Source organism: Mycobacterium sp. UM_WGJ (assembly GCF_000455125.1).
Taxonomy (GTDB): Bacteria; Actinomycetota; Actinomycetes; order Mycobacteriales; family Mycobacteriaceae; genus Mycobacterium.
Map to the genome: position 1 here is coordinate 43,146 of NZ_AUWR01000022.1, position 26,310 is coordinate 69,455.

The 26,310-nt window shown below is 69.0% G+C and carries 22 protein-coding genes, 1 tRNA gene and 1 pseudogene; 9 read left to right on the forward strand and 15 right to left on the reverse strand.

Going from position 1 to position 26,310, the window contains the following annotated elements:
* Positions 1 to 230 precede the first annotated feature (230 nt).
* From N416_RS0108680 to epsC, 4 genes are read left to right on the forward strand one after another with little or no spacing between them, the layout of a single operon-like run.
* Positions 231 to 1,154, forward strand: coding sequence for a family 2A encapsulin nanocompartment shell protein (locus N416_RS0108680; RefSeq protein ID WP_024441722.1), 924 nt, complete (start codon positions 231 to 233; stop codon positions 1,152 to 1,154).
* Positions 1,141 to 2,793, forward strand: coding sequence for a family 2A encapsulin nanocompartment cargo protein cysteine desulfurase (locus N416_RS0108685; RefSeq protein WP_024441723.1), 1,653 nt, complete (start codon positions 1,141 to 1,143; stop codon positions 2,791 to 2,793). The genes N416_RS0108680 and N416_RS0108685 overlap by 14 nt, the downstream gene beginning before the upstream one ends.
* A 34-nt stretch (positions 2,794 to 2,827) precedes the next feature.
* Positions 2,828 to 3,763: a cysteine synthase A gene (cysK, locus tag N416_RS0108690; RefSeq protein ID WP_024441724.1), complete on the forward strand. Its 936-nt coding sequence runs from the start codon at positions 2,828 to 2,830 to the stop codon at positions 3,761 to 3,763.
* Positions 3,764 to 3,771: 8 nt separating this feature from the next.
* Complete coding sequence (gene epsC, locus N416_RS0108695) at positions 3,772 to 4,359, forward strand: serine O-acetyltransferase EpsC (protein WP_036457571.1); 588 nt, start codon at positions 3,772 to 3,774, stop codon at positions 4,357 to 4,359.
* 8 nt (positions 4,360 to 4,367) lie between these two features.
* On the opposite strand, the pseudogene N416_RS0108700 reads toward epsC, so the two are convergent.
* The 3 genes and pseudogenes from N416_RS0108700 to N416_RS0108710 form a co-directional block, all read right to left on the reverse strand.
* Positions 4,368 to 5,129, reverse strand: a pseudogene (locus N416_RS0108700) (class I SAM-dependent methyltransferase); the annotation flags it as partial.
* A 279-nt stretch (positions 5,130 to 5,408) separates the two neighbouring features.
* A tRNA-Thr gene (locus N416_RS0108705) sits at positions 5,409 to 5,484 on the reverse strand.
* A gap of 29 nt (positions 5,485 to 5,513) precedes the next feature.
* Positions 5,514 to 6,740, reverse strand: a complete 1,227-nt coding sequence (locus N416_RS0108710; protein WP_024441727.1) for a DNA polymerase III subunit delta' — start codon at positions 6,738 to 6,740, stop codon at positions 5,514 to 5,516.
* Positions 6,741 to 6,803: 63 nt separating this feature from the next.
* On the opposite strand from N416_RS0108710, the gene N416_RS0108715 reads away from it, so the two are divergent.
* Entirely contained in the window at positions 6,804 to 8,456 is a 1,653-nt protein-coding gene (locus N416_RS0108715; protein WP_152664738.1) for an adenylate/guanylate cyclase domain-containing protein, read from the forward strand.
* Position 8,457: 1 nt separating this feature from the next.
* Here the strand turns inward: N416_RS0108715 and topA are convergent, their stop codons facing one another.
* The 3 genes from topA to N416_RS0108730 all read right to left on the reverse strand — a co-directional run bounded on the left by topA (position 8,458) and on the right by N416_RS0108730 (position 12,332).
* A complete protein-coding gene (gene topA, locus N416_RS0108720; protein WP_024441729.1) occupies positions 8,458 to 11,274 on the reverse strand; it encodes a type I DNA topoisomerase in 2,817 nt (938 codons plus the stop codon).
* A 116-nt stretch (positions 11,275 to 11,390) separates the two neighbouring features.
* Positions 11,391 to 12,002, reverse strand: coding sequence for a hypothetical protein (locus N416_RS0108725; protein ID WP_024441730.1), 612 nt, complete (start codon positions 12,000 to 12,002; stop codon positions 11,391 to 11,393).
* Positions 12,003 to 12,128: 126 nt separating this feature from the next.
* Positions 12,129 to 12,332 carry a cold-shock protein gene (locus tag N416_RS0108730; RefSeq protein WP_005138711.1) on the reverse strand — a complete coding sequence of 68 codons (204 nt, stop codon included), beginning with the start codon at positions 12,330 to 12,332 and terminating at the stop codon, positions 12,129 to 12,131.
* A gap of 373 nt (positions 12,333 to 12,705) precedes the next feature.
* On the opposite strand from N416_RS0108730, the gene N416_RS0108735 reads away from it, so the two are divergent.
* Both N416_RS0108735 and N416_RS0108740 read left to right on the forward strand, forming a co-directional pair.
* The gene (locus N416_RS0108735) at positions 12,706 to 15,066 is read left to right on the forward strand and encodes a DEAD/DEAH box helicase (RefSeq protein WP_024441731.1); all 2,361 of its coding nucleotides are present in this window, start codon (positions 12,706 to 12,708) and stop codon (positions 15,064 to 15,066) included.
* Positions 15,067 to 15,362: 296 nt separating this feature from the next.
* Complete coding sequence (locus N416_RS0108740) at positions 15,363 to 16,397, forward strand: PAS domain-containing protein (protein ID WP_024441732.1); 1,035 nt, start codon at positions 15,363 to 15,365, stop codon at positions 16,395 to 16,397.
* On the opposite strand, the gene N416_RS0108745 is transcribed toward N416_RS0108740, so the two are convergent.
* The 7 genes from N416_RS0108745 to ssd all read right to left on the reverse strand — a co-directional run bounded on the left by N416_RS0108745 (position 16,394) and on the right by ssd (position 21,016).
* The gene (locus tag N416_RS0108745; RefSeq protein WP_024441733.1) at positions 16,394 to 16,705 is read right to left on the reverse strand and encodes an Rv3654c family TadE-like protein; all 312 of its coding nucleotides are present in this window, start codon (positions 16,703 to 16,705) and stop codon (positions 16,394 to 16,396) included. The two genes, N416_RS0108740 and N416_RS0108745, sit on opposite strands and share 4 nt — an antisense overlap.
* Positions 16,706 to 16,721: 16 nt before the next feature.
* The gene (locus N416_RS0108750) at positions 16,722 to 17,069 is read right to left on the reverse strand and encodes a TadE family type IV pilus minor pilin (RefSeq protein WP_024441734.1); all 348 of its coding nucleotides are present in this window, start codon (positions 17,067 to 17,069) and stop codon (positions 16,722 to 16,724) included.
* A gap of 6 nt (positions 17,070 to 17,075) precedes the next feature.
* Positions 17,076 to 17,267, reverse strand: a complete 192-nt coding sequence (locus N416_RS0108755) for a DUF4244 domain-containing protein (protein ID WP_024441735.1) — start codon at positions 17,265 to 17,267, stop codon at positions 17,076 to 17,078.
* Between the two features lie 92 nt (positions 17,268 to 17,359).
* Positions 17,360 to 17,950 carry a type II secretion system F family protein gene (locus tag N416_RS23185; protein WP_036457574.1) on the reverse strand — a complete coding sequence of 197 codons (591 nt, stop codon included), beginning with the start codon at positions 17,948 to 17,950 and terminating at the stop codon, positions 17,360 to 17,362.
* Positions 17,947 to 18,759 (reverse strand): type II secretion system F family protein, encoded by an 813-nt coding sequence (locus N416_RS23190; RefSeq protein WP_024441737.1) that lies wholly within the window; start codon positions 18,757 to 18,759, stop codon positions 17,947 to 17,949. Before N416_RS23190 ends, N416_RS23185 begins: the two co-directional genes overlap by 4 nt.
* A complete protein-coding gene (locus N416_RS0108770; RefSeq protein WP_024441738.1) occupies positions 18,756 to 19,937 on the reverse strand; it encodes a TadA family conjugal transfer-associated ATPase in 1,182 nt (393 codons plus the stop codon). Before N416_RS0108770 ends, N416_RS23190 begins: the two co-directional genes overlap by 4 nt.
* Positions 19,934 to 21,016, reverse strand: a complete 1,083-nt coding sequence (gene ssd / locus N416_RS0108775; protein WP_024441739.1) for a septum site-determining protein Ssd — start codon at positions 21,014 to 21,016, stop codon at positions 19,934 to 19,936. The genes N416_RS0108770 and ssd overlap by 4 nt, the downstream gene beginning before the upstream one ends.
* Positions 21,017 to 21,444: 428 nt before the next feature.
* Between ssd and N416_RS0108785 the strand changes: the two genes are divergently transcribed.
* Positions 21,445 to 22,311 (forward strand): HAD-IB family hydrolase, encoded by an 867-nt coding sequence (locus N416_RS0108785; protein ID WP_024441740.1) that lies wholly within the window; start codon positions 21,445 to 21,447, stop codon positions 22,309 to 22,311.
* Between the two features lie 436 nt (positions 22,312 to 22,747).
* Here N416_RS0108785 and N416_RS0108790 read toward each other — a convergent pair whose 3' ends face one another.
* The gene (locus tag N416_RS0108790) at positions 22,748 to 23,494 is read right to left on the reverse strand and encodes a hypothetical protein (RefSeq protein WP_024441741.1); all 747 of its coding nucleotides are present in this window, start codon (positions 23,492 to 23,494) and stop codon (positions 22,748 to 22,750) included.
* Between the two features lie 41 nt (positions 23,495 to 23,535).
* Between N416_RS0108790 and acs the strand changes: the two genes are divergently transcribed.
* Positions 23,536 to 25,488, forward strand: a complete 1,953-nt coding sequence (gene acs, locus N416_RS0108795; protein ID WP_024441742.1) for an acetate--CoA ligase — start codon at positions 23,536 to 23,538, stop codon at positions 25,486 to 25,488.
* Between the two features lie 23 nt (positions 25,489 to 25,511).
* Here the strand turns inward: acs and N416_RS0108800 are convergent, their stop codons facing one another.
* Positions 25,512 to 26,228: a hypothetical protein gene (locus N416_RS0108800; protein WP_024441743.1), complete on the reverse strand. Its 717-nt coding sequence runs from the start codon at positions 26,226 to 26,228 to the stop codon at positions 25,512 to 25,514.
* Positions 26,229 to 26,310 lie beyond the last annotated feature (82 nt).

The window sequence follows — 26,310 nt, forward strand, 5'->3', positions numbered from 1 at the left end:
GCGACGCGGAGGAATCAGGGCGTCAGAGAATCAACAACAACAACAACAACACGCGGCGAGGCGGCACAAAGCGTGCGGCTGTGGCAGCGTGATGTTCGACATACACATACCCTACGACATGTACCGCAGCGGCGCGAACTGCGAGGGATTCAATTCGCCCTGAGCGCAACTGGTGGGCAAACCCGGACCATGGTCCATGATTGGCGCCGTCACTCATCAGGAGGAAAGCAATGACGTCCGCTCAGAACGAATCTCAGGCGCTCGGGGACCTCGCCGCACGGCAACTCGCGAATGCGACCAAGACCGTCCCGCAACTGGCCACCATCACCCCGCGCTGGCTGCTGCACCTGTTGAACTGGGTCCCCGTCGAAGCCGGTATCTACCGGGTCAACCGGGTGGTCAACCCCGGCCAGGTCGCCATTGCAGCCGAGCAGGGCGCCGGTTCGCAGGAGCCGCTGCCGCAGACGTTCGTGGACTACGAGACCAGCCCGCGGGAGTACACCCTGCGGTCGATCTCGACCCTGCTGGATGTGCACACCCGGGTCTCTGACCTGTACTCCAGCCCGCACGACCAGGTCGCACAACAGCTGCGACTCACCATCGAGACCATCAAGGAACGCCAGGAGTACGAGCTGGTCAACAACCCGGAGTACGGCCTGTTGGCGCAGGTCACACCGGAGCAGACCATCTCCACGCTGACCGGCCCGCCCACCCCCGACGACCTGGACTCGCTGATCACCAAGGTGTGGAAGACCCCCGGGTTCTTCCTGACCCACCCGCTGGGGGTGGCCGCGTTCGGCCGCGAAGCCACCCGCCGCGGGGTCCCGCCGGTAGTGGTGAACCTGTTCGGCGCCCAGTTCATCACCTGGCGCGGCATCCCGATCGTGCCGAGCGACAAGGTGCCGGTAGAGGATTCCAAGACCAAGATCCTGCTGGTGCGCACCGGGGAGGAACGCCAGGGTGTCGTCGGGCTGTTCCAGCCCGGCCTGGTCGGTGAGCAGGCGCCGGGCCTGTCAGTCCGGTTCACCGGCATCAACCGGTCGGCGATCGCGTCTTACCTGGTCACGCTGTACAACTCGCTGGCCGTGCTCACCGATGATGCGCTCGCCGTGCTCGACGACGTCTCGGTGGACCGTTTCCATGAGTACAAGTGATCCCGGGCCGGTAACCCCACCGGTCAGCGCCGCTGAGCTGGAGGTACTGGCCAACCAGCTGTATGCCGCCCGGCCCGGTCCGGACTCGCCGCCGCAGACCACCGCGGTGGCACCGCGCGGCGGCGTGCCCGACCCGTCGGGGCTGCTGCCGCCGGGGCTGGCCGACCTGTCGGCGTTCGCGGTGCCGAGCGGCATCGTGCCGACCGTGCCGGGGGTGCTGGCCGGCTCGCCGGCCGGGGCTGTCCCGGTTGCGCCACGTGGGTCGGCTCCCGGCTGGCCCGGGGGCGTGCCGGTGGTTCCGCAGCTGGATTGGCATGACACCGCCGCGCCGGCCGCGGGTGGCGACGAGGCGAACTACGCCTTCTTGTCGCATCGGGTGCCGGCAGCCCAACCGGCTCCGACGGTGCCGGACTCGCACGAAGTCTTCGACGTCAACGCGGTGCGCGCTGACTTCCCGATCCTGCGTGAGACGGTCAACGGCAAACCGTTGATCTGGTTCGACAACGCCGCCACCACGCAGAAGCCGCAGGCCGTGATCGACCGGCTGTCGTACTTCTACGCCCACGAGAACTCCAACATCCACCGGGCGGCTCACGAACTGGCCGCCCGCGCCACCGACGCCTACGAGGACGCCCGCGACACCGTGCGGCGATTTCTGGGTGCGCCGCGCAGCGAGGACATCATCTTCGTGCGCGGCACCACCGAGGCGATCAATCTGGTGGCTTACGCCTGGGGCGGCAAGAACCTGCGCCCCGGCGATGAGATCGTCATCACTCACCTGGAGCACCACGCCAATATCGTTCCGTGGCAAATGATCTCGAAGAAGACCGGGGCGATTCTGAAGGTGGCCCCGGTGGACGAGGCGGGCAACCTGCTGCTGGGCGAATTCGAGGATCTGCTGGGCCCGCGGACCAAACTGGTTGCCGCCACCCATGTCTCCAACGCGCTGGGCACCGTCACGCCGGTGCACGACATCGTCGAGCTCGGGCACCGCTACGGCGCTCGGGTGCTGATCGACGGGGCACAGTCGGTCCCGCATATCCCGATCGACGTGCAATCGCTGGGCGCGGACTTCTTCGTGTTCTCCGGGCACAAGATCTTCGGTCCCACCGGTATCGGAGTGCTCTACGGCACCGCCGAGGCGCTGGCCGAGACGCCGCCGTGGCAGGGTGGAGGCAACATGATCGCCGACGTCACCCTGGAACGCTCCATTTACCAAGATCCGCCGAACAAGTTTGAGGCGGGCACTGGCAACATCGCCGACGCGGTCGGTCTGGGTGAGGCCCTGCGCTATGTGGAACGGGTGGGCATCGAGCGCATCGCCGCCTACGAGCACGCCCTGCTGGAGTACGCCACGCCACGCCTGGCCGATATTCCCGGGGTGCGGCTCGTCGGCACAGCCGACGAGAAGGCCAGTGTGTTGTCGTTCGTGCTGGCCGGCCACGAGCCGTTGGAAGTGGGCAAGGCGCTCAATGCCGAGGGCATCGCGGTGCGTGCCGGGCATCACTGTGCGCAGCCGATCCTGCGCCGCTACGGCCTGGAAGCCACCGTGCGACCGTCGTTCGCGTTCTACAACACTTTCGAAGAGATCGACGTCTTCACCCAGGCCGTACGGCGCATTGCTGAAGGGAGCGCATAGCACCTATGGCGGCCTTGGTAGGAAAGGGCATTTGATGGGCAGGATCTACGACAACGTCACCGAGCTGATCGGCCACACACCGCTGGTGCGGCTCAACCGGCTGACCGAGGGACTGGGCGCTCAAGTGGCGGCCAAACTCGAGTTCTACAACCCGGCCAACAGCGTCAAGGACCGCATCGGCGTTGCGATCATCGATGCCGCGGAGAAGTCCGGCCAGCTGCGCCCCGGGGGCACCATCGTCGAGGCCACCAGCGGCAACACCGGCATCGCCCTGGCGATGGTCGGTGCCGCTCGTGGCTACAAGGTGATCCTGACCATGCCGGACACCATGTCCACCGAGCGCCGGGTGATGCTGCGCGCCTACGGCGCGGAGATCGTGCTGACGCCCGGCTCCGAGGGCATGGCCGGCGCGGTGGCCAGGGCCAAGCAGATCGTTGCCGACACCCACAACGCCCTGTCCGCAGACCAGTTCGCCAACCCGGCCAACCCGGCCATCCACGAACGGACGACCGGCGAAGAGATCTGGAAGGACACCGACGGCGCGGTCGACATCTTCGTCGCCGGCATCGGTACCGGTGGCACGCTGACCGGCGTCTCGCACACCCTGCGGGCCCACAAGCCCGAGGTCCAGATCGTCGGCGTGGAACCCAAGGACTCCGCGATCCTGCACGGCGCCGACCCCGGTCCGCACAAGATCCAGGGCCTGGGCGCCAACTTCGTCCCCGAGGTACTCGACCGCGACTGTTACGACGAGATCATCGACGCGCAATTCGACGACGCCATCCGGGTTGCTCGCGCGCTGGGCACCGAGGAAGGGATCCTCGGCGGAATCTCGGCCGGCGCCAACGTGTGGGCCGCCCTCGAGCTGGCCAAGCGCCCCGAGAACGCCGGGAAGCTGATCGTGGTGGTGGTCCCCGACTTCGGCGAGCGCTACATCTCCACGCCGCTGTTCGAGCACATTCGGGAATGATCACACCTATGAGTGGTGTGTTGGCGCGGCTGCGCGAGGACCTGCGCAACGCGCGCGAGCATGACCCGGCCGCGCGCGGGGACTTCGAGAACGCGCTGGTCTATTCGGGTCTGCATGCGATCTGGTCGTATCGAATCGCGCATCGGCTGTGGGCCAGGCCGGCACTGCGCGGGGTGGCCCGCCTGCTGGCTCAGGCCACCCGATTCGCCACCGGCATCGAGATTCACCCGGGCGCGACCATCGGGCGGCGGTTCTTCATCGACCACGGCATGGGCGTGGTGATCGGCGAGACCACCGAGATCGGCGATGACGTCATGGTCTATCACGGCGTCACCCTCGGCGGACGTTCGCTGAGTCACGGCAAGCGCCACCCGACCATCGGTAACGGTGTCACGGTGGGCGCCGGCGCGAAGGTCCTCGGTCCTATCACCGTCGGAGACGGCAGTGCGATCGGCGCCAATGCCGTTGTCACCCAGGATGTTCCGGCGGATTGCATCGCCACCGGAATCCCGGCTGCGGTGCGCCATCGCACCGAGAAACAGCGGGAGCCGCTGGTGGACCCGACCAGTTACATCGACCCGGCGATGTACATCTAAAGCCACGTTCAGGGCAGCGGTTCCGCGGCGATCACGTAGTCGTGACCGTGCCGCAGGCCACCTTCGCGCGCGAGGACGATCAGCGCTCGAAGCCGTAGCTCTTCGACATACTGGAGCATCGAGCTGCCGACTGCAGAGGAATTGAAGCGTTCAAGTCGCCTGCGGCACATATCAAGCTGGCCGTTGACATGACGGGACCCGTATCGGATCGGAAAACGTCGACTCTCCACGACCCGGAACTCGGCCCGTTCGAGCTGCCGCAGCATCCATTCGAGGGGGTACTCACGGTAGGGCCGCTCGCCGGCCAGCAACAGGCACGCGTCGCGGACCCGGCCGATTTCCCAAATGATGCGGCCGCTTTCGGTCTTGGGCTTGTACTGAACGTAGGGTTCCAGCCCGATGACATAGAGCCGGCCATTGTCGGCGACCAGGGGACGCAATCGTTCGAACGCCCGATCCTGCCAGTACGGGGCAAAGCCCTCGATCGCGCCGACGAGATAGTCGACCAGCACGGTGTCGAAGGTTTCACCGGCCAGCAGGCTGTCATCGATCCAGTTGCCGACCAGTAGCCGGTCTTGTGGCCGCATTCCGTGGCCCAGCGCGGCACGTGCCGCCTCGGCCATGCCAGGCGCCGCGGTGATCGCCGTCCACCGGTCGGTCGGCAGCGCCTGGATCCATTGCAGGGACTTCACTCCGGCGCCGGAATCCAGCATGGCGCCCCACTCTCGGTCGGCGTGCAGGGTCTCCACGTAGCGAAAGAGTGACGAGACTTCGGGTTTGGGATTGGCGTACAAGGAAATCGCTCACTTCGCGTCGTGGTGTCGCCGCGCCTACAGCCGTGTGGACCAAGGCCGCGCTGCGCAGATCTCAGGGTAGCGCGATCTGACGCTTATTGACAATCATTATCAATAAGCGCGTGAATGACCTGACGTGGCGATCAGCGAGACCACCGAGATCGGCGCCGCAATCCCCCGAGGTGTCGCGGGTTTCAGCAGCGCCAAGGAGCAACCGAAACAGGCGTTAGGCGAACCTGAGAAACGTCAAACTTGTGGAGCCACCTAGGAGAATCGAACTCCTGACCTATTCATTACGAGTGAATTGCTCTACCGACTGAGCTAAGGTGGCGCGCCCCGCCTAAACCGGGCCGGGTCAGTCTACAGGTCGTCTCGCAGCGCCTGCCCGACGGTGGCCACCATGGCTCCGACGGCGAAGCGGGGCTTGACGTTGGCCGCGAGGGCGTCGCGGCACTCGAGCACCGCCTCGATGCAGCGCAACAGCCGATCCGGCGACGCGTGAGCGGCGATCGCCGCCACCGCATCGGTCATGTCCGGATGGTTCGGCCGGGCGATGCCGGCCGAGCCCGTGGCCGCCAGCAGGGCGTCGCGGAAGTAGGTGGCCAGGTCGATCAGGGCCCGGTCCAGCGCATCGCGGGCGGCCCGCTTCTGGCGCGAGTTCTGCCGGCGCTCCAGGTCTTTGATCACCCCGGCGGTGCCGCGCAGCGTACCGGCGGTGCCCTTGCCGGTGCCGCCGGCGCCCAGCGCGGTGCGCAGTTCCTCGGTCTCGGCTTCGTCGCGGTCGGCGGTCAGGTCCCGGGCCTCGGACTCCGCCGCGGCCACCAACTCGTCGACCGCGGTGAACGCCCGCGACGGGGTCGCCGCGTCGCGGGCCAGCGACAGGGCCCGCTGGCGACGCTGCCGGGCCTCAGAATCGGTGGCCAGCCGCCGGGCCCGCCCCACGTGCCCGCCGCTGACCGCGGCCGCCCAGTCCGCGGTCTCCCGGTCAAGCCCGTCGGCGTCGATGAGTACCTGGGCGATAGCCGCCGGCGGCGGGGTCACCAGGGCCACGTGGCGGCACCGGGACCGCAGTGTGATGGCGATGTCCTCGGGGTCGACCGAGGGAGCGCACAACAGGAACACCGTCGAAGGCGGCGGCTCCTCGACGACCTTGAGCAGGGCGTTGCCCGCGCCCTCGGTGAGCCGGTCGGCGTCCTCGACCACCACGATCTGCCAACGGCCGGTGCCGGGACGCCGGGAGGCGGCCTGCACGATGGCCCGCATCTCGTCGACGCCGATGGACAGCCCCTCCGGCACCACCCGCCGCACGTCGGCGTGGGTGCCGGCCATCGTCGTGGTGCAGGCACGGCACTGGCCGCAGCCGGGCCCGCCCTCGGACTCATCGGCCGTGCACTGCAGCGCCGCGGCAAAACACACCGCTGCGATCGACCGGCCCGATCCGGGCGGGCCGGTGATCAGCCACGCGTGTGACATACCGCCGGCGGTCATGCCGCTGTGTGCTGAATCACGTCGAGATGCCCGCGCGGCAGCCAGCAGCTCGGCTTCGACCGACTGCTGGCCCACCAAACGCGCGAAAACCCCGGACATCATCGGTCACAGTAGTGGCTTGACCGGACATGCCCCGGACATGACAAGCCATCAGCCTCGGTCATTCCCCCTCTCGCCCGATACGGTGTGCTGGTGAGCACCACGACCCTGGTCGGGCGGATCAACCGATTCGTCCGCTGGGTCGTGCGCACTCCCTGGCCGGTCTTCACGCTGAGCATGCTGCAGGCCGACATCATCGGATCGCTGTTCGTCTTCGGTTTTCTGCGGTTCGGCCTGCCGGACGAAGACCGGATCAATCTGCAGGACCTGCCGCGCCTGAACCTGGCGTTGTTCGCCGTGGTGCTGCTGTGCCTGTTCGCCTTCGGCTTTTCGGTCAGCACCGCCCTACTGATGCCGGTGTTCCGCTGGCAACGCCGCGAGGCCTTGCTCGCCGATCTGGAGACCAACGGCGATTCCGATCCGGCAGATACCGAGCTGGCGAGGTCGCGGGCGCTGCGGATGCCGTTCTACCGCTCGCTGATCAGCATCTGTTACTGGGCGGTGGGCGGCGTGGTGTTCGTCGTGATCAGCTGGCAGGTGGTCTACGACGTCGTACCGATCGTGGTGACCGCGACCGCCCTGGGCGCCGCCGCCACCGCGATCATCGGCTACCTGCAGTCCGAGCGGGTGCTGCGCCCCGTGGCCGTCGCGGCGCTGCGTGACGGCACGCCGGAGAATCTGCGGGCACCCGGAGTCATCCTGCGCCAGCTGCTGACCTGGCTGCTGTCGACTGGGGTACCGGTACTGGCGATTGTGCTTTCGGTGCTGGCCGACAAGGCGTCGTTGCTCAACGCCTCACCGGACAAACTGTTCACCCCGATCCTGCTGATGGCATTGGCCGCCCTGGTCATCGGTCTGGCCGGCACCGTGCTGGTGTCCATGTCGATCGCCGACCCGCTGCGGCAGTTGCGCTGGGCGCTGGGCGAGGTGCAGCGCGGCAACTACAACGCGCACATGCAGATCTACGACGCCAGCGAGCTCGGGCTGCTGCAGGCCGGGTTCAACGACATGGTGCGTGACCTGGCCGAGCGGCAGCGGCTACGCGACCTGTTCGGCCGGTACGTCGGCGAGGATGTCGCGCGGCGCGCCTTGGAGCGTGGCACCGAGTTGGGCGGCCAGGAACGCGACGTGGCGGTGCTCTTCATCGACTTGGTGGGTTCCACCCAGCTGGCCGCGACTCGGCCGCCCAGCGAGGTCGTCAACCTGCTCAACGAGTTCTTCCGGGTCGTGGTCGAGGCCGTTGGACGGCACGGCGGTTTCGTCAACAAGTTCCAGGGCGACGCGGCGCTGGCCATCTTCGGAGCGCCCATCGAGCATCCGGACGCCTCGAGCGCGGCCTTGGCAGCGGCCCGCGAACTGCACGACGGCCTGCTGCCGGTGCTTGAGTCCGAAGAGTTCGGCATCGGGGTGTCGGCCGGACGGGCCATCGCCGGGCACATCGGCGCCCGCGCCCGTTTCGAGTACACCGTGATCGGCGACCCGGTCAACGAGGCCGCCCGGCTGACCGAGCTGGCCAAGCTGGAGCCGGGCCACGTGCTGGCTTCGGCGGTGGCGGTCAGCGGCGCGGTCGACGCCGAGGCGCTGTGCTGGGAAGTGGGCGAGATCGTCGAACTGCGCGGACGTGCCGCTCCCACTCAGCTGGCGCGACCGTTGAATCTCGCTGCGCTGGAACCGATTCCGGCCGAGGACGCCGAGCCCGCGGCCGCAGCCGACTGACTCAGCTCTTGGCGGCCTTCTTCGCGGCAGCCTTCTTCGCCGGTGACTTTTTCGCCGGCGCCTTGCGGGCGGTCTTCTTGGCGGCCTTCTTAGCCGGCCCGCGCGCCCGCCGGTCGGCGAGCAGTTCGGCGGCACGCTCATCGGTGATCGTGGCCACTTCATCGCCCTTGCGCAGACTGGCGTTGGTCTCGCCGTCGGTCACGTACGGACCGAATCGGCCGTCCTTGATCACCATCGGCTTGCCGCTCGCCGGGTCGGCACCCAACTCCCGCAGCGCCGCGGTCGCCGCTGCTTGGCGGCCACGGCGTTTCGGCTCGGCGTAGATCTTCAGCGCCTCTTCGAGGGAGATCTCGAAGATCTGCTCCTCGGTGGCCAGCGACCGAGAATCGGTGCCGCGCTTCAGGTATGGACCGTAGCGGCCGTTCTGCGCGGTGATCTCATCGCCGGACTCTGGGTCGACACCGACCACCCGCGGCAACGACAGCAGCTTCAGGGCGTCGTCGAGTGTGACGGTTTCCAGGGTCATGCTGCGCAGCAGCGAACCGGTGCGCGGCTTCGGGCCGGTCGGCTTCTTACCCTTCTTGGCGGTGCTGCCGGACTCGTCGTCCGGGGGCGGCGGCAGAACCTCGGTGACATACGGTCCGTAGCGGCCGTCCTTGGCGACGACCTCGTGCCCGCTGACCGGGTCGATGCCGAGCGACCGGCCCTCCTGCGGGGTGGCGAAGCGTTCCTCGGCCAGCGCCAGGGTCAGCTCGTCCGGCGGCAGCGAGTCATCCAGGTTGGCCCGCTGCGGAGTCGGCTCGCCGTCGTCACCGGTGACCATCCGTTCCAGGTAGGGCCCATTCTTTCCCACCCGCACATAAACCGGCCTGCCCTCGGCGTCATCGAACAGCCGGATCGAGTTGATCTCTCGGGCGTCGATGCCCTCCAGGTTGACCCCGACCAGCTTCTTCAGGCCGCCGGCCCGGGCGATCGAGTCCTCGACCCCGTAGTCGCCACCGAAGTAGAAGTTGTGCAGCCAGTCGACCCGGCGCTGGCGCCCGGCGGCGATCCCGTCGAGCTCGTCCTCCATGGCGGCGGTGAAGTCGTAGTCGACCAACCGGCCGAAGTGCTGCTCGAGCAGGCCGATCACCGCGAAGGCCACCCAGGTGGGCACCAGGGCGCTGCCCTTCTTGTAGACGTAGCCGCGGTCCTGGATGGTCTTGATGATCGAGGAGTACGTCGACGGCCGGCCGATGCCCAGCTCTTCGAGCGCCTTGACCAGTGAGGCCTCGGTGTAGCGCGCGGGCGGGTTGGTGGCGTGCCCGTCGGGGGTCAGCTCGGTGGCGTCCACCCGCTGGCCCTGGGTCAGCTGGGGCAGTCGCCGCTCGGCGTCGTCGGCTTCACCGCCGGCCAGCTCATCGACGGTCTCCACGTAGGCCTTGAGGAAGCCGGCGAAGGTGATGGTGCGGCCGCTGGCGGCAAACGTCACCTGCTGAGACCCGGAGTTCCCGCCGATCCGCAGGCTCAGGGTGGTGCCGCGGGCGTCGGCCATCTGCGAGGCGACGGTGCGCTGCCAGATCAGCTCATAGAGCCGGAACTCGTCGCTGCCCAGCTCGTTGCGCACCGCGTCGGGGGTGGCGAACGTCTCGCCGGCCGGCCGGATCGCCTCGTGGGCTTCCTGGGCGTTCTTGACCTTGCGGGTGTACTGCCGCGGCGAGGGCGACACGTACTCCTCGCCGTAGAGCTGGCGGGCCTGCGTGCGGGCGGCATCAATAGCGCTGGCCGACAACGTCGTCGAGTCGGTACGCATATAGGTGATGTAGCCGTTTTCGTAGAGCCGCTGGGCGATGCTCATCGTCCGCTCGGCGGAGAACCGCAGCTTGCGGCCGGCTTCCTGCTGCAACGTCGAGGTCATGAACGGCGCGTAGGGCCGCCGGGTGTAGGGCTTCTCCTCCACCGAGGTGACCGACAGCGACGCGCCTTGCAGGCCGGTGGCCAGTGCGGTGGCCGCGGCCTCGTCGAGGACGGTGACTTCGGAAGGCTTCTTCAGCGCGCCCAGCGAGTCGAAGTCGCGGCCGCTGGCCACCCGCAGCTCGTCGACGGCGACCAGGCGGGCGCTGAAGTTGGGCGGGGAGGCCGACGGGTCGGAGACGCTGGCGTCCAGTTGGGCGACCACGTCCCAGTAGGAGGCACTGCGGAACGCCATCCGCTCGCGTTCGCGCTGCACGATGATGCGGGTGGCCACCGACTGGACGCGGCCCGCCGACAGCTTCGGCGCGACCTTCTTCCACAGCACGGGGCTGACCTCGTAGCCGTACAGCCGGTCCAGGACGCGTCGGGTCTCCTGCGCATCTACCAGGTCGATGTCCAGGTCGCGGGGGTTCTCCGCGGCGTTGCGGATCGCCGGCTCGGTGATCTCGTGGAACACCATCCGTTTGACCGGGATGCGCGGTTTCAGGGTCTCCAGCAGGTGCCAGGCGATCGCCTCACCCTCCCGGTCACCATCGGTGGCCAGATAGAGCTCGTCGACGTCTTTGAGCAGGCCCTTGAGCTCGGCAACGGTGCTCCTTTTGTCGGGGCTGACGATGTAGAGCGGTTCGAAGTCGGCGTCGACGTTGACGCCCAACCGCGCCCACGCCTCGGTCTTGTACTTCGCCGGTACGTCGGCGGCGTTGCGCGGCAGGTCCCGGATATGTCCTCGGGAGGACTCCACGACGTAATTGCGTCCCAGGTAGCTCGCAATTTTCCGTGCCTTGGTCGGCGACTCGACAATGACGAGCCGCCGCACGGGTGTTTGATCGCCATTGCGGGCGCTCACCGTCTTAGAGTCAGCCACCTTGCGCTTACCACTCCACTTCTGTCCGCACCGCCGCGTCACGCCGCCGGTGGACAACTGACAATCTCGCACTCACGCCCGTGCCGACGCAAACCGGCGCTCAGCAGTGCATTGTCTCAAAGACCGCCCGCATGGCCCGGAATCGTGGCTCCGACACGCGGCCATTGACCCAACGCCTCGGGGTCCGCGGGCGGTTCCCCGACGTTTTCGACCAGCCGCGACAACCTGCGGCGGCCGGTGATCCGCAGCGCCGGATGGCCGCCACGAGTCCCGATCAGGGTGGGCGCGATCCCCACCCGCATCATCGCCGAGGCCAGCGGCTCATGGGTGTCCGGCGCGTGCGGGTCGAGGCCGAGTAGGTATCGGTCGTCCTCGGCGGTTCCGGCCGCCAGTGTCCATGCTCGTAGTTCACGTGGTCCCGGCAGCCATTGCGGCGGCACCGTTTTGACCGCCCCGCGGGTCCAGGCCTGCGCCAGCGCGCGCAGGCGCGTGTCAACCGCAGTCCGCACCAGCGGGGTGTCTTCCTCGGTGCGCGTGACCTCGGACGGCAGACCGGCTTCGCCGATCAACTCGGCCAGTGCCACAGCTCGCCAGGGGGCGTCGACCACGACCGACAGTCGCGCGCCATCGCCTACCACGACGATCTGTCCCGGGCCAGCCAGCACCCCGGTGAGGTCGGCAACGCTGGGCGGCACCGACTCTGCCGAAAAGAAGGAAAGCTGGCTCACGTCACCGACAGTAAGCCGGTCCACCATCCGGCGGCAGCCGGGGCGGTCCTACCTGCCCGAAACGAAACCCCCCGGCTTAGCTCCGTTGGCGGGAGCTGCCCGGGGGGTGACGTCAAATTCCGTGGCTCAGACGGCGCGGACGCCCGTGGCCTGAGGACCCTTGGGGCTCTGGCCGACCTCGAACTCCACCCGCTGGTTCTCCTCGAGGGTGCGAAAGCCGGACCCTTGGATTTCCGTGTAGTGGACAAACACGTCCGCCGACCCGTCTTCAGGCGCAATGAAGCCGAAGCCCTTTTCTGCGTTGAACCACTTCACAGTTCCCTGTGGCATTTGTCGATCTTTCCTTACTCTTCTTGCCCGGTGCAGTGCGCACCGTTGTTCGGGGCACCGATTTTCGCTGCCCCGGGCCTGTTCCGGCCGCCGTACCCTGGCGGTCGGTCGATGCTGCCACCGACACACCCCCGCGGGTACTGCGGCCGCAACCACAGATCCTGCGAAGGCTTAACACGAACACAGAAGCTACGACCGTCCATCAGTCAACCATGTTCGTCGCGCCGAGGACAGACTGCGGTGCCGAAATCTCGGCCGAAGGGTGAACAATACGGCGGCGGACATTCGAGGCCGGCGGTTCAGCGAGGCTCGACGTAGGAGAGGCGAAGCTGGGACCGCCGCATAAACCGGGCAATTTAAGATGGGACCAACGATGGCGAGTTTCGGCGGTGAATTGCTGGCCGCCGCGCTCGCCGGGGTGGAAACGGGCGAGGATCCACTGCGTCACGTCGCCGACCTGCCGGCGTCGGCGGGCCGTACCGCAGCCTGGCCGAAGTGGGCCGATCCCGACGTGATCAGCGCCTTTACCGGGCGCGGGATCGAGGCGCCGTGGTCGCATCAGCTGGCCGCCGCCGACCTGGCGCACGCCGGGAGTCACGTGGTGATCAGCACCGGTACGGCGTCGGGGAAATCGCTGGCCTATCAACTCCCGGTGCTGCAGGCACTGGCGACCGATCCGCGCGCCCGGGTGCTCTACCTGTCACCGACCAAGGCGCTGGGGCACGATCAGCTGCGCGCGGCGCACAGCCTGACCGCGGCGGTGCCACGCCTCAGTGGCGCTGCCGGAGCCGTGGCGCCCACCGCCTACGACGGCGACAGCGCCGCCGAGATCCGCCGGTTCGCCCGGGAGCGGTCTCGCTGGGTGTTCTCCAACCCGGACATGATCCACCTGTCGCTGCTGCGCAACCACGTCCGCTGGGCGGCCTACCTGCGCGGGCTGCGCTTCGTGATCGTCGACGAGTGCCACTACTACCGGGGAATCTTCGGCTCACACGTGGCGATGGTGCTGCGACGGCTGCTGCGGTTGTGCGAGCGCTATGCGGCGCCGGGTGCGGCGGCCGGGCCCACCCTGATCTTCGCCAGCGCGACCACCGCGGCACCGGGCGCCAGCGCGTCGGCGCTGATCGGCCGGCCCGTCGCCGAGGTCACCGAGGACGGCTCGCCGCACGGGGCCCGGACGGTGGCGCTGTGGGAGCCGGCGCTGCGCACCGATATGACGGGTGAGAACGGTGCGCCGGTGCGCCGCGCCGCCGGTACCGAGGCGGCCCGGGTGATGGCCGATCTGATCGCCGAGGGGGCCCGCACCCTGACCTTCGTGCGCTCGCGTCGCGGGGCGGAACTCACCGCGCTGGCGGCCCGCACCCGGCTGGAATCGGTCGCCCCGGCGCTGGTCGACAAGGTCGCCTCCTACCGGGCCGGCTACCTGGCCGAGGATCGCCGTGCCTTGGAGCGCGCGCTGGCCGACGGTGAGCTCTATGGCCTGGCGACTACCAACGCCCTGGAACTCGGTGTGGACATCGCCGGGTTGGATGCGGTGGTGATGGCCGGCTTCCCCGGCACGGTGACCTCGTTCTGGCAGCAGGCCGGCCGGTCGGGTAGGCGGGGCCAGACGGCACTGATCGTCTTGGTCGCTCGCGACGACCCGCTGGACACCTATTTGGTGCATCACCCCGCGGCGCTGCTGGACAAGCCGATCGAACAGGTGGTGATCGACCCGGGAAACCCCTATGTGCTGGGGCCGCAGCTGCTGTGTGCGGCCGCCGAACTGCCGTTGACCGTCGCCGAAGTGGCGCAGTTGGGCGCCGAGCAGGTGGCCGACGGTCTGGTCGACGACGGACTGTTGCGACGGCGGTCGCAGAAGTACTTCCCAGCGCCCGGGCTCGACCCGCACGCGACGGTGGAGATCCGCGGGTCGGCGGGCGGGCAGGTGGTGATCGTGGAAGCCGACACCGGCCGCCTGCTGGGCAGCGTCGACGCCGGGCGAGCGCCGGCCACGGTGCACACCGGCGCGGTGTATTTGCATCAGGGTGAAAGTTATGTGGTCGATTCGCTGGATACCGAGCGGCAGATCGCGTTCGTGCACGCCGAGGACCCCGGCTACGCCACATTCGCACGCGAGATCACCGCCATCGACGTGACGGGGGAAGGCGAACGCGCCTGGTTCGGTCCGGTCAGTCTCGGCCTGGTCCCGGTGACGGTGACGCGCCAGATCGTCGGCTATCTGCGGCGGCTGCCGACCGGGGAGGTACTGGATTTCATCGACCTGGACGTTCCGGCGGCGACGTTGCCCACCATGGCGGTGGTCTACACCATCACTGCCGAGGCGCTGGCGGACCGCGGGGTCGCCGAACCTGCGATCCCCGGGGCGTTGCACGCCGCCGAGCACGCGGCGATCGGGCTGCTCCCGCTGGTGGCCAGCTGCGATCGCGGCGACATCGGAGGCCTGTCCACCGCGGTGGGCCCGGACGCGCTGGGCGGCCTTCCCAGTGTCTTTGTCTACGACGGCCACCCCGGTGGCGCCGGCTTCGCCGAGCGCGGGTTCCGCGCGGCAGCCACCTGGCTTACCGCCACCGCGGAGGCGATCGAATCCTGCGAGTGCCCGCACGGCTGCCCGTCGTGCGTGCAATCGCCCAAGTGCGGTAACGGCAATGACCCGTTGGACAAGGAAGGCGCGGTGCGAGTGCTGCGATTGGTGCTCGGCAACCTCGACGGCTCGCCCGCGGGCCCGGAATGACTGCGGGAGTCGGCCGACCCCCCGAACGGCCGACTCCCCCGAGCCCTTACCCCGTCAACTGCGTCGCAGTGACGAGCGTCACCGCGCGAAAGGACACGCGGGACAGTAAGACGAACGGTCGAGAGATGCGATCCGTTCCCAAACCGGCACATGACCGGATGCGGCCGTAAGTTACCGGCTGCAACGGACCCCCCGCAACTCGGGGGCGCGGCGCACGGCGGCAAGCGAGCGTCGAATCCGGGAAATTACTCACTGTTGACGCTGGTAGAAGGGCAGTAGTCGTAATATCCCGACTTATGGCGCACGACTGGTTGCTGGTAGAAACCCTCGGGAGTGAACCGGTAGTCGTCGCGCAGGGCCGCCAGCTGAAGAACCTCGTGTCGCTGGCCCAGTTCCTGAGACGCAGCCCACACCTCGCGGCTATTCACACCGCGATCGCCGAATCGGTTCGGACCGGGCAGGCCCTGGCCAGCATCACGCCCCGCCGCGATCGGGTGATCCGCACCGAACCGGTGGTGATGTCCGATGGCCGGGTGCACGGGGTGCACGTCTGGACGGGACCGGCCGACATGGAGCCGCCCGAGCGCCCCATCCCCGGCCCGTTGAAGTGGGACCTGACGCTGGGGGTGGCCACCGACACCAGGGAGTCGCTGATCAATAGCGGCAAGGACCCGGAGGTGGAGGCCACTCACGGCCGCGCGTTCGTCGAAGAGTTGCCCGCCCGTGAGTTCAGCCCGAACGAGAACAAGGTGCTGGCCCTGGCGATCCGCGCCGAGCCCGGACAGACCATCTGCAGCAGTTGGGATGTCACCGATTTCACCGGTGAGACCATTCGGGTGGGCTTCGTGGTCCGCACGGCGCGCGAGACCGTCCCCGGCGGGCGGGTGCATCTGGTGACACGCGGGATGAACTGGCGCTGCCAGTTCGATGGCGTAGTGCAACGCCCCGACTACTTGGCACAGCAGATCCTGCGCGCACTGGCCCAGCCGGGCGTGTACCGGGCCATGGGCGATCTGTCCAACCGGCGACTGCTGAAGTGGCTGGATGAGCCGTGCCCGCTCTACGACTGGCGCAGTCCGGCGGCATCGCGGGTTCACCCAGACGACCAGGAGCAGGCCACCCGGATGGAGAACGAGATGGCCCGCTCGCAAGGGCCGGTCAGCGGGGTGCTGCGACTGCGCCAGCACGACGGCGGCTGGGCGCCGGTCCACGTGACCATCACCCAGGTGGAACTCGACGAGGGGACCGTGGCCGGCATGGTCGCGCTGCGACTGCCTGACGACGCCGAACTCGCCGAGGCCGGCTTGAGCGCCGCGGGGGAGGCTCCCTAGCCGACCGGCCCGGCCCGCGCCGTCGCCGAGGCGGGACCGAGGCGCCAGCCGGGCACCGGCATTGCGACGGTGACCACTACATCGAGACCATCTGCTGTGCAGGTGATTTCACCGGCATGCATCCGCGCGCCCAGCATCTTGACCCGTGTGCAGGCCTCGGCGGGCCCGGCGGGAAGCCGGCCCGCACCGGCCAGCGCCGCCAAGTCGGCGATGGCCTGGGCACGGTGTCGGGCGATGACCGCCCCACCGAGCACGAAGCCGCCGCCGGTGACGCTGAGCAGCACCGCGACCATCGCGGCCGCGGCCACGGTGGCCCCGCCGGCCTCACCGCGACTGCTCGACCGCGGAGACCGCTTCGGCGCTGATCGCCAAGCCGGGCAACAGAGCCGGCCGGGCGGTGACGCGGGCAACCACCACGTCACCTTCGGAGCGCAGCCGGACCGTCGCACCGTCGGGCGCGATTCGTCGTACCACCACGGCGACCGCTGAGGCGTCGCCGCGCGCCGCGAGCCGGGCGGCTTCCCGCGCGGCGTCGACGCAGCGGATTTGGGCGGACACCGCGGTGATCCCGGCCAGGCAGAACACCAGCACGCAGACCAGGGTCGCCAGCGCGAACGCCGCCTCGACCGTGCTGGCGCCGGTGTCCCCGACGAATCGCGCACGGCCGCGCACGACCCGTCAGACCTTGGTGTTCAGCGCGCGCCCGATCACCCGGTTCAGTGCCGACACGATCGAATCACCGGTGACCACCGTGTAGAGGATCGCGCCGAACGCCGCAGCAGCGATCGTCCCGATTGCATATTCCACCGTGGACATCCCGGAGTCATCGGATGCCAGCAGCACCATCTTCAGTGATAGAACGCGAAACATGTTGCGCGTCTGAGTTATACGTGTGCTCACACAACCTCCTTCATCGGTAACCTTTTCCGGCTGGTGGGGCCTGTCGGCGATGCATCGCCCGATCACAGCAGGCCCGACCGCAGCACATCGCCGGCCAGGCCGGCCACGACGGGCACGATGCCCAGGCACACGAATGCGGGCAGAAAGCACAGTCCGAGCGGCCCGGCGATCAACACCCCGGCCCGCTCTGCGGCGGCCGTCGCCGAATGCGCCGCCTCGTCGCGACACTGCGTGGCAAGTTCGCCGAGCCCACCGGCCAGCGCGGTACCCGATGATCCCGAACGTCGGGCCATGCGTAGCACCGCGGTGGTCGTCGGGTCGAGTGCGCCGGCAGCCTGACCGTTCGGCGCGGACCAGGCCACGCCCGGTTCGGCACCCAGCGCCAGCAGGTCCGCGCCGCGGTGCAATGCCGCCGCGAGCGCCGGCGACGCGTGCCGGGCGGTGGCCGTAGCCGCCCCGGACACGGACATCCCCGCGGTCAGACAGAGCGCGAACACCTCGAGGTCGGCCGCCAGGGCCAACGCATCGGAGCCTGGGACTGGCTGCCGTGGGGACGGCCGCTCTGGCCGGGGTGGCCGGGCCCGTCCCCGCGCCGTCGCCGGTCCGGCGGCAGCGAGCACCGCCACCGCCAGCAAGATCGCAGCGGCGCTCATAGGACACCGCCCGCCTGAGCGGTGATCCGGTCTGACCACAGCAGCCCGGCACAGACCAGACCTATCCCGATCAGCGACAGCACCCCGCCCGTTCCGCCGAGCAGAAAGACCACCGGGCGAGCTCCGATGAGCTGGCCCAGCAGCACGCCGAGCAGCGGCAGACAGGCCAAGAGCGTCGCCGAGGCCCGGGCGCCGGCCATGCCGGCTTCGGCACGCGCCGAGAACCTTTGCCGGGCAGCGATATCGCGTTGCGCGGCTTGCATCAACGTGGCGATCGCCAAGCCGTGGTGCCCGCCGAGTTCCCAATAGGCCGCCAGCCGCTCCCACTGCGACGGCAGCGCCGAGGACACGGAGGCCTCACGCAGGCCGGTCGCGACATCGGCCCCGAGCCGCGCCCGAGCGGCGACACCGCCCAGGCCGGCGGCCACCGCGGGATGCTCGGATTCGGCGGCCGCCAGAGCGAACGCCCGCACCGGGTGCGCTCCGACGCGCAGCTCACCGGTCAGCGCATCCAGCGCGGTCTCCAGGGCGCGCGCCTCCGCGACGGCCCGACCCCGGCGCAGACCACGGCGGCGACGCAGGACGGCAGTGGTTCCCAACACGACGGCAGCCAGACAGGTGCTGCGCGGCAGGACCAGTGCGGCCAGCACAGCGACGCCGGCCACCCCGCCGATAAGGCTCCCACGACTGACCCACCCGGCGACCGCACCGCGGCCCGGGCGGCCGGCCGGTGCGATGCGGCGGCGTGGCGAAGCACCGAGCAGGATCGCCGCTGCCAGCGCCAGTGCCGCAGTCGCGGGCCCGCTCACGCCGGCATCCGCTCGCGCAGCAGGGCGCGGAATTCGGCGGCGTGGTCGGTCAGTCCGCGTCCGATTTGCCACACCGCCGCGACCTGCACCTGCCCGGCGGCAGTGCGGCACAGCATCGAGATGTCCCTGAGTCGCCGCAGGCCGGCGCGGTCCCGCGCGACGTGCATCAGCACCTGGACCGCTGACGCCAGCTGACTGTGCAGGCCGGCGCGGTCCAGACCACCCAGTGCGGCAAGCGCTTCCAGGCGGGCCGGAACCTCGGCCGAACTGTTGGCGTGTACGGTTCCGGCACCCCCGTCGTGGCCGGTGTTCAATGCGGCCAGCAGGTCGACCACTTCGGCGCCCCGCACCTCGCCGACCACCAACCGATCCGGCCGCATCCGCAGCGCTTGCCGGACCAGATCGCGCAAGCTCACCTCGCCGGCACCTTCGACGTTGGCCGCACGGGCCACCAGTCGGACCAGGTGGGGGTGGCGCGGTTGCAGCTCGGCCGCGTCCTCCACGCACACCACCCGCTCGCCTGCGCTGACTGCGCCGAGCAGAGCGGCCAGCAGGGTTGTCTTTCCGGCTCCCGTACCGCCGGAGACCAGAAATGCCAGCCGGGCGGCGATGATCTCGGACAGCAGGGCGGCGGCCTGCGGCGCAATGGCGCCGGCGGCGGTCAGTGCGACCAGGTCCTGGGTGGCCGGACGCAGCACCCGCAACGACAAGCACGTCCCGTCGGCCGCAACCGGCGGCAGAATCGCGTGCAGGCGCACGCTGAACTCGCCGGTGCCGCCGACGTTGAAGCCGTGCAGCTGCCCGTCTACCCACGGCTGGGCGTCGTCGAGCCGACGTCCCGCAGCGACCGCCAGCCGCTGCGCCAGCCGTCGCACAGCGGCTTCATCGGCAAACCGGATATCGCTGCGCCGCAATCCCGCTCCGTCGTCGACCCACACCGCGTCGGGGGCGGTGACGAGAACGTCGGTGGTGCCCGGGGCACACAGCAGTGGTTCCAGCACGCCGGCGCCGGTCAGTTCGGTCTGCAGAACGCGAAGGCTGGAGAGCATTTCGGTATCGCCGAGCACACCGCCGGATTCAGCCCGGATCGCTGCGGCCACGGCCCGGGGGTGCAGCTCCGAGGTCCCCGACTCTGCGGCCAGGCGTTCCCGGACCCGGTCGATCAGCGAATCCCTCATGACGCCAGGTCTTTGCGCTGTGGCAACAGTTGAAGGACCCGGCCGGCCGCCGCCGTCAGTGCGGAGCGGCGATGCAAGCGCAGACCCGCGTGTTCGAGGCGCTCCGCCAGTCGGGGTTCGGCGCGCAACGCGGCCAGCAGCGGCAACCCGACGATCTCTGCCACCTCCGCAGCCCGAAGTCCGCCGGGAGACGGTCCGCGCACGACCAGGCCGACGTGGGGATTCACCGCGCGCAACCGCGGTGCGACCGCGGCGCCGGCCACGCACGACCGTACGTCGCAGGAGCTGACCACCACCACGAGATCGGCGGCGCTCAGTGCGGTTTCGGCGGGATCGACCAACGACCGGGGAAGGTCGCAGACCACGGTGACCCCGCCACGACGGCCCGCATCCACGACAGCGTCGACGGTGCCGGCGTCGACGTCAGTGGCCTGATAGGCCGAGTCGCCCCGGCTGGCACTGGAGAGGACACTGACCCCGCGCTGGCGGGGCAGCGCTCCGCGCAGCGCCGGCCAGGTCAGTCGCCCGCTGTGCTGGGCCAAGTCGCGCCAGCGCAGGCCGGCAGCGTTCTCGGTGCCTACCAGCAGATCGATGCCTCCGCCCCACGCGTCGAGGTCGACCAGCAGCGCATCACCGGCATGCTGGGCCAGTGCCGTTGCCAGCAGCGATGCGCCCGCTCCCCCGCGGGCGCCGATCACCGCGATGACGTCGCCGCGGCGCGCCCCGTCGCGCACCGACTCACCGGCTTCGGCCAGCGCGGCCACCAGCTCATTGCCTTCGGCGGGCAGGGCAAGCACCCGGTGCGCCCCGACGGCGACGCCGGCTTGCCAGGTGAGGGTGCTGGGTGGGCCGCCGGCGAGCACGACGACGTGGGGGCGGCGCGGCAACCGGGCCGGACCGCACCGGGCGGCAGCCTCCTCGTCCAGCACCACGGCGGCGGCAGCCGACCACGCCCTGCGGTTCGGTATCTCGGCGCCGAGGTGAATGACGCGTACACCCGCCGCCGCGGCCACCCGGTCCAGCTCGTCGCGCAGCACCGGTTCGGTAACAAGGGCCAGCAGGCCGGCGGCTGTGCTCACCGCCTCACTGTGGCGCGACGCCGCCCGGCGCAACACCCGATCACTGGCAGGTGTGGATGAAATTTCCGACTGTGGATAACTCGAAGTTATGTGTTATCGCCAAAACCAAACTAATCGTATGAAAAGCTGAATCTGTAACACGTTCCAGTCAGTCTGAGGACTCTCCGGCGAACTAATTACCGGATAAAAAAGACGACCCCCGCCAGGGGGGGGAGGAGGCGGAGGTCGTCGCGTATCAACCCCGGGGGGTCGGGCCGATACACCCTCAGCATAAGCCGAGTGATGCCACTATACACACGAATGGGTGGTACGGCGCAAGTGTTTGCAAGTGTTGCTATCAAATGGCGACTTAAATCTCGCACTACGTGTGAAGTGCTCTTTCTTCCGTAGCACCCGGTTAGCAGACCGCTCGCACCTATGCTGTGGCGGTGACCGCATCCACCCCGCAGCCGCACTCAGCGCCTACGTCAGCAACCGACTCTGCGGCACCTTTCCCGGCCCCTCGAACCCGTACAGCAGCGTTCCTGGACCTCGATCAGACGGTCATTGCGAAGTCCAGCGCGCTGGCCTTCAGCAAACCCTTTATGGACCAAGGACTGATCAACCGCCGGACCGTGCTCAAGTCGAGTTATGCACAATTCCTGATGCTGTTGTCCGGCGCCGACCACGACCAGATGGAGCGGATGCGCGCCCACCTGACCAACATGTGCACCGGCTGGAACGTGGAACAGGTCAAGGCGATCGTCAACGAGACGATGCACGACATCGTCACGCCGCTGATCTTCGCCGAGGCGGCTGAGCTGATCGCCGATCACAAACTCTGCGGCCGCGACGTGGTGGTGGTGTCGGCCTCCGGCGAGGAGATCGTGGCGCCCATCGCCCGAGCCCTGGGCGCCACCCATGCCATGGCGACGCGGATGGTCGTGGCCGACGGCAAGTACACCGGCGAGATCGCGTTCTACTGCTACGGCGAAGGCAAAGTGCAGGCCATCCGCGAGCTGGCCGCCCGCGAGGGCTATCCGCTGGAGCACTGCTACGCCTACTCGGACTCGATCACCGACCTGCCGATGCTGCAGGTGGTCGGGCACCCGTCGGCGGTGAACCCCGACCGCGCACTCCGCAAAGAGGCGATCGCCAACGGCTGGCCGGTGCTGACCTTCTCGCGGCCGGTGTCGCTGCGTGACCGCATCCCCGCGCCCTCCGGTGCCGCGCTGGCCACCACTGCCGCGGTCGGCGTCAGCGCACTGGCTGCCGGCGCGCTGACCTACTCCCTGCTGCGCCGACTGGTGCCCTGATCCCGCCTCCAGCAAATATCGCTGATCACAATCCGATGACGCGGCACACGCCATATGCGATTGGGCCTTGCTGTGTCGTGCGTCACGTAGTACAAAGGAAGCACGGAAGCCGGTAAGGCCAGGGTCGACCCGGAAGAGAAGGATCGATCTCCCGAGCCGCACTTCCCAGTACGGAGAGCGGTACCCACGCGGAGCCACAGCCGCGAAGATGGCAGAAGTGTTGCGGGCCTGCGTAATTGCGGAACGTGATCGGTGTTGCCAACCCTTTGGGTGGGGTTGCAGCCGAAGAACACCGCAGGAGCGCCGAGGCCACCCACGCAGCCCAAGTTGGACGCTTGGTAACCGTGTACCGTGCTAGCGGGCGGCGAGCCGAATCATTCGGAGCGCCGCCCGCTTCGTTAGTTCCAGGTCCTGTTCGAGCGGCCCGAATCGGCGCCTAGCGACCCGCCTCAGCAATCCCCAGCGCATCGAGCGCACCGGTGCGCATCGCACCGCAACACAGCAGCAGCCAGGCGCTGACACCCTCGGTTGAACCGGTCGCGAAGTCGGCCGCCGCCCGCCGGTAGTCGCGCGCGTTGCGCATCCAGGTCACCTCGGGCACTCCCAGCCCATGACGGTCCAAACCGCTGGCGATCGTGACCAGCCGGGCCGCCCCGCGGGCCACCACTCCGTCGGCGCTGCCGAACGGCGCCAGCGTCAGCAGCTCACCGTGCACCACCGCGGCGAACACCGGGGCGGCCACCGACGTGCCACCGGTGGCCAGGTCGGCCAGCATCTCGAGCCGGCGCCCGACCGCCGCGCCGCCTTCGGGCCGGCCGAGGCGCTCCTCGTCGACGAGGTCCGCGGCAGCCAACACGTGCAGCCGGGCCAAGGCCTGCAGTGGCGCACGACGCCACACCTCGACCAGGGAGGTCTCCCCGCCTTCCAGAGCCTGGGCCACCCTCAGAGCGCCGGCGAACACCGGGTCAGCGGTCGAGGCGGCGTCCACGGCCGCGGGACCTCCGTCGAGCACCGACGACGCCCGCGCCGCCCGCAGCGAGGCCTCCGCGGCGCTGACCGGCCAGCCCCGCATGTTGGTCTTGTGGCGATGCACCCGAGCCAGCTCGTCGCGTACCTGTTCACTGGCCTCAGAGATACCGGGCAGCTGAACTAACGGGGCAAGCGGATCCTCCTCAGTGGTCACGGGCTGTGACACTACCGCCGCGGTGATTAGGCTCGGTGACCGTGACCGCAACCCCTGCCGCTTCTGCGCCGTCGTACCCGCCCGCCGCTGCGTTCGCCGCCCAAGCCAACGCGGGCCCCGACCTGTACCGCGCAGCCGAAGCGGATCGACTCGCGTTCTGGGCCGAGCAGGCAAACCGGCTCAGTTGGGCGACGCCCTTCACCGAGGTGCTCGACTACGCGGACGCGCCGTTCGCGCGCTGGTTTGCCGACGGCAAGCTCAACGTCGCCTACAACTGCGTGGATCGCCACGTCGAAGCCGGCCACGGCGACCGGGTGGCGATCCACTGGGAGGGCGAGCCCGACGGCGACACCCGCACCATCACCTACGCCGACCTGCTCGCCGAGGTCTCCCGGGCCGCGAACGCGCTGACCGGGCTCGGCCTGGTCGCCGGTGACCGGGTGGCGATCTACCTGCCGATGATCCCGGAGGCGGTCATCGCGATGTTGGCGTGCGCGCGGTTGGGCGTTCTGCACACCGTGGTGTTCGCCGGTTTCTCCGCGCACGCGCTGCGTTCCCGGATCGACGATGCCGAGGCGAAGGTGGTCATCACCTCCGACGGGCAGTTCCGCCGCGGCCAGCCCGCACCGCTCAAGCCCGCGGTCGACGAGGCGGTAGCCGAGGCCGCAAGTGTCGAGCACGTGCTGGTGGTGCGCCGCACCGGTGGCGAGGTGTCGTGGAACCCCGACCGCGACCTGTGGTGGCACGACGTGGTGGATCCTGCCGCACCGCAGCACATCCCGGAGGCGTTCGAGGCCGAGCAGCCGCTGTTTCTGCTGTACACGTCGGGCACCACGGGCAAGCCGAAGGGCATCGTGCACACCAGCGGCGGTTATCTGACGCAGGCGGCCTACACCCACTACTACGTCTTCGACCTCAAGGCCGCCTCCGACGTCTTCTGGTGCACTGCCGACATCGGGTGGGTCACCGGCCACACCTACGCGGTGTATGGGCCGCTGGCCAACGGCGCCACCGAGGTGATCTACGAGGGCACCCCGGATTTCCCGGACCAGCACCGGCATTTCCAGATCATCGAAAAATACGGTGTCACCATCTATTACACGGCACCCACCTTGATCCGCACGTTCATGAAGTGGGGCCGCGAGATCCCCGACGCTCACGACCTGTCCAGTCTGCGACTGTTGGGTTCGGTCGGCGAACCGATCAACCCGGAGGCCTGGCGCTGGTATCGGCGGGTGATCGGCGCGGACGCGCTCCCGGTGGTGGACACCTGGTGGCAGACCGAGACCGGCGCGGCCATGATCACCCCGCTGCCCGGTGTGGCCGCGGCCAAGCCGGGTGCCGCGATGACTCCACTGCCCGGGATCTCCGCTCGTATCGTCGACGATCACGGCGATCTGTTGTCTCCGGATAATGCTGCCGGGGAACCGGTGTCGGGCTACCTGGTCATCGACCAGCCATGGCCGTCGATGACCCGCGGAATCTGGGGCGACTCGGAGCGTTTCATCGAGACCTACTGGTCGCGCTTTGCCGAGCAGGGCTGGTACTTCGCCGGTGACGGCGCCCGCTACGACGCCGACGGCGACATCTGGGTGCTGGGCCGGATAGACGACGTGATGAACGTGTCGGGGCACCGCATCTCCACCGCCGAGGTGGAGTCCGCTCTGGTCGGCCACGAGGCGGTGGCCGAGGCCGCCGTCGTCGGCGCCATCGATGAGCAGACCGGCCAACGGATCTGCGCGTTCGTGGTGCTGGCGGCATCGCACAGCCACAGCGGCGGCACGATCGTCGACGAACTGCGCGAGCGCGTCACGGTGGAGATTTCGCCGATCGCCAAGCCCCGCAACGTCCATATCGTCCCGGAGCTGCCCAAGACCCGCAGCGGCAAGATCATGCGGCGGCTGCTGCGCGATATCGCCGACGGGCGCGAACTCGGCGACACCTCAACCCTGGTGGACCCCAGCGTGTTCGACGCGATCCGGGCAGCCGACTAGGGCTTGACAGCCACAGTCCAGGCCTAGCCGATCGGGACGAAGCCCGCGCCCGGCCGGTCGTTGGCGTTGATGTCGCCCAGCACCGCGTTGATCGAGACCACGACGGCGGGCGTGTGCAACGGGATGTACTTGATCACGCAGGTCGGCAGCGCGTCGCTGAACGCCCCGTGGATCATGCCTACCAGCATGTTGTTCACCACCACCGGACCGCCGGAATCGCCGGGCCGTCCGCAGACCTGCATCACGATGGTGCCCGGGTCCTGGCCCGGTCCCCAGGTCATGCCGCAGGAGTTGCCGGTGGTGCGGCCCTGCTTGCAGGCGATCTGACCGACGCTGGGGTCCGGCCCGATCCCGCTGATCACGAAGCCGCCGAAGTTGGACACCGGCGTCACCTTGTTCGGGTCGAACTCGATCACCGCGTAGTCCAGGCCGTCGTTGCCGGCCACCATCTGGCCGATCGTGCCGTTGCCTTCTGAGCCCTCCGCGGCCACCAGGGCGCCCGGGCCACCGCAGTGTGCGGAGGTGAAACCGATCAGCGCACCGGTCTTGTCGTGGCCGATCGAGGTCAGCGTGCACAGGGTGTCCTCGTCGACCACGATCCCGGCGCCACCGCCCATCACCACCTTGTCGTCGGCGGCCACCGGGCCCGCCGGCGCGACCACCGTGGCCAGGGCGGCAAGGGTCACCCACGCCAACAACGCCGGCGCGGCGCGCAGCAACCAGCGGTGTGCGATCTGCACTGCGGTTCTCCCGTCGATCAACTCCACCCCCGGTGGTAGAGAACAGCCTAATGGGAATCGCAAGAACGACGGAGCCGGACGC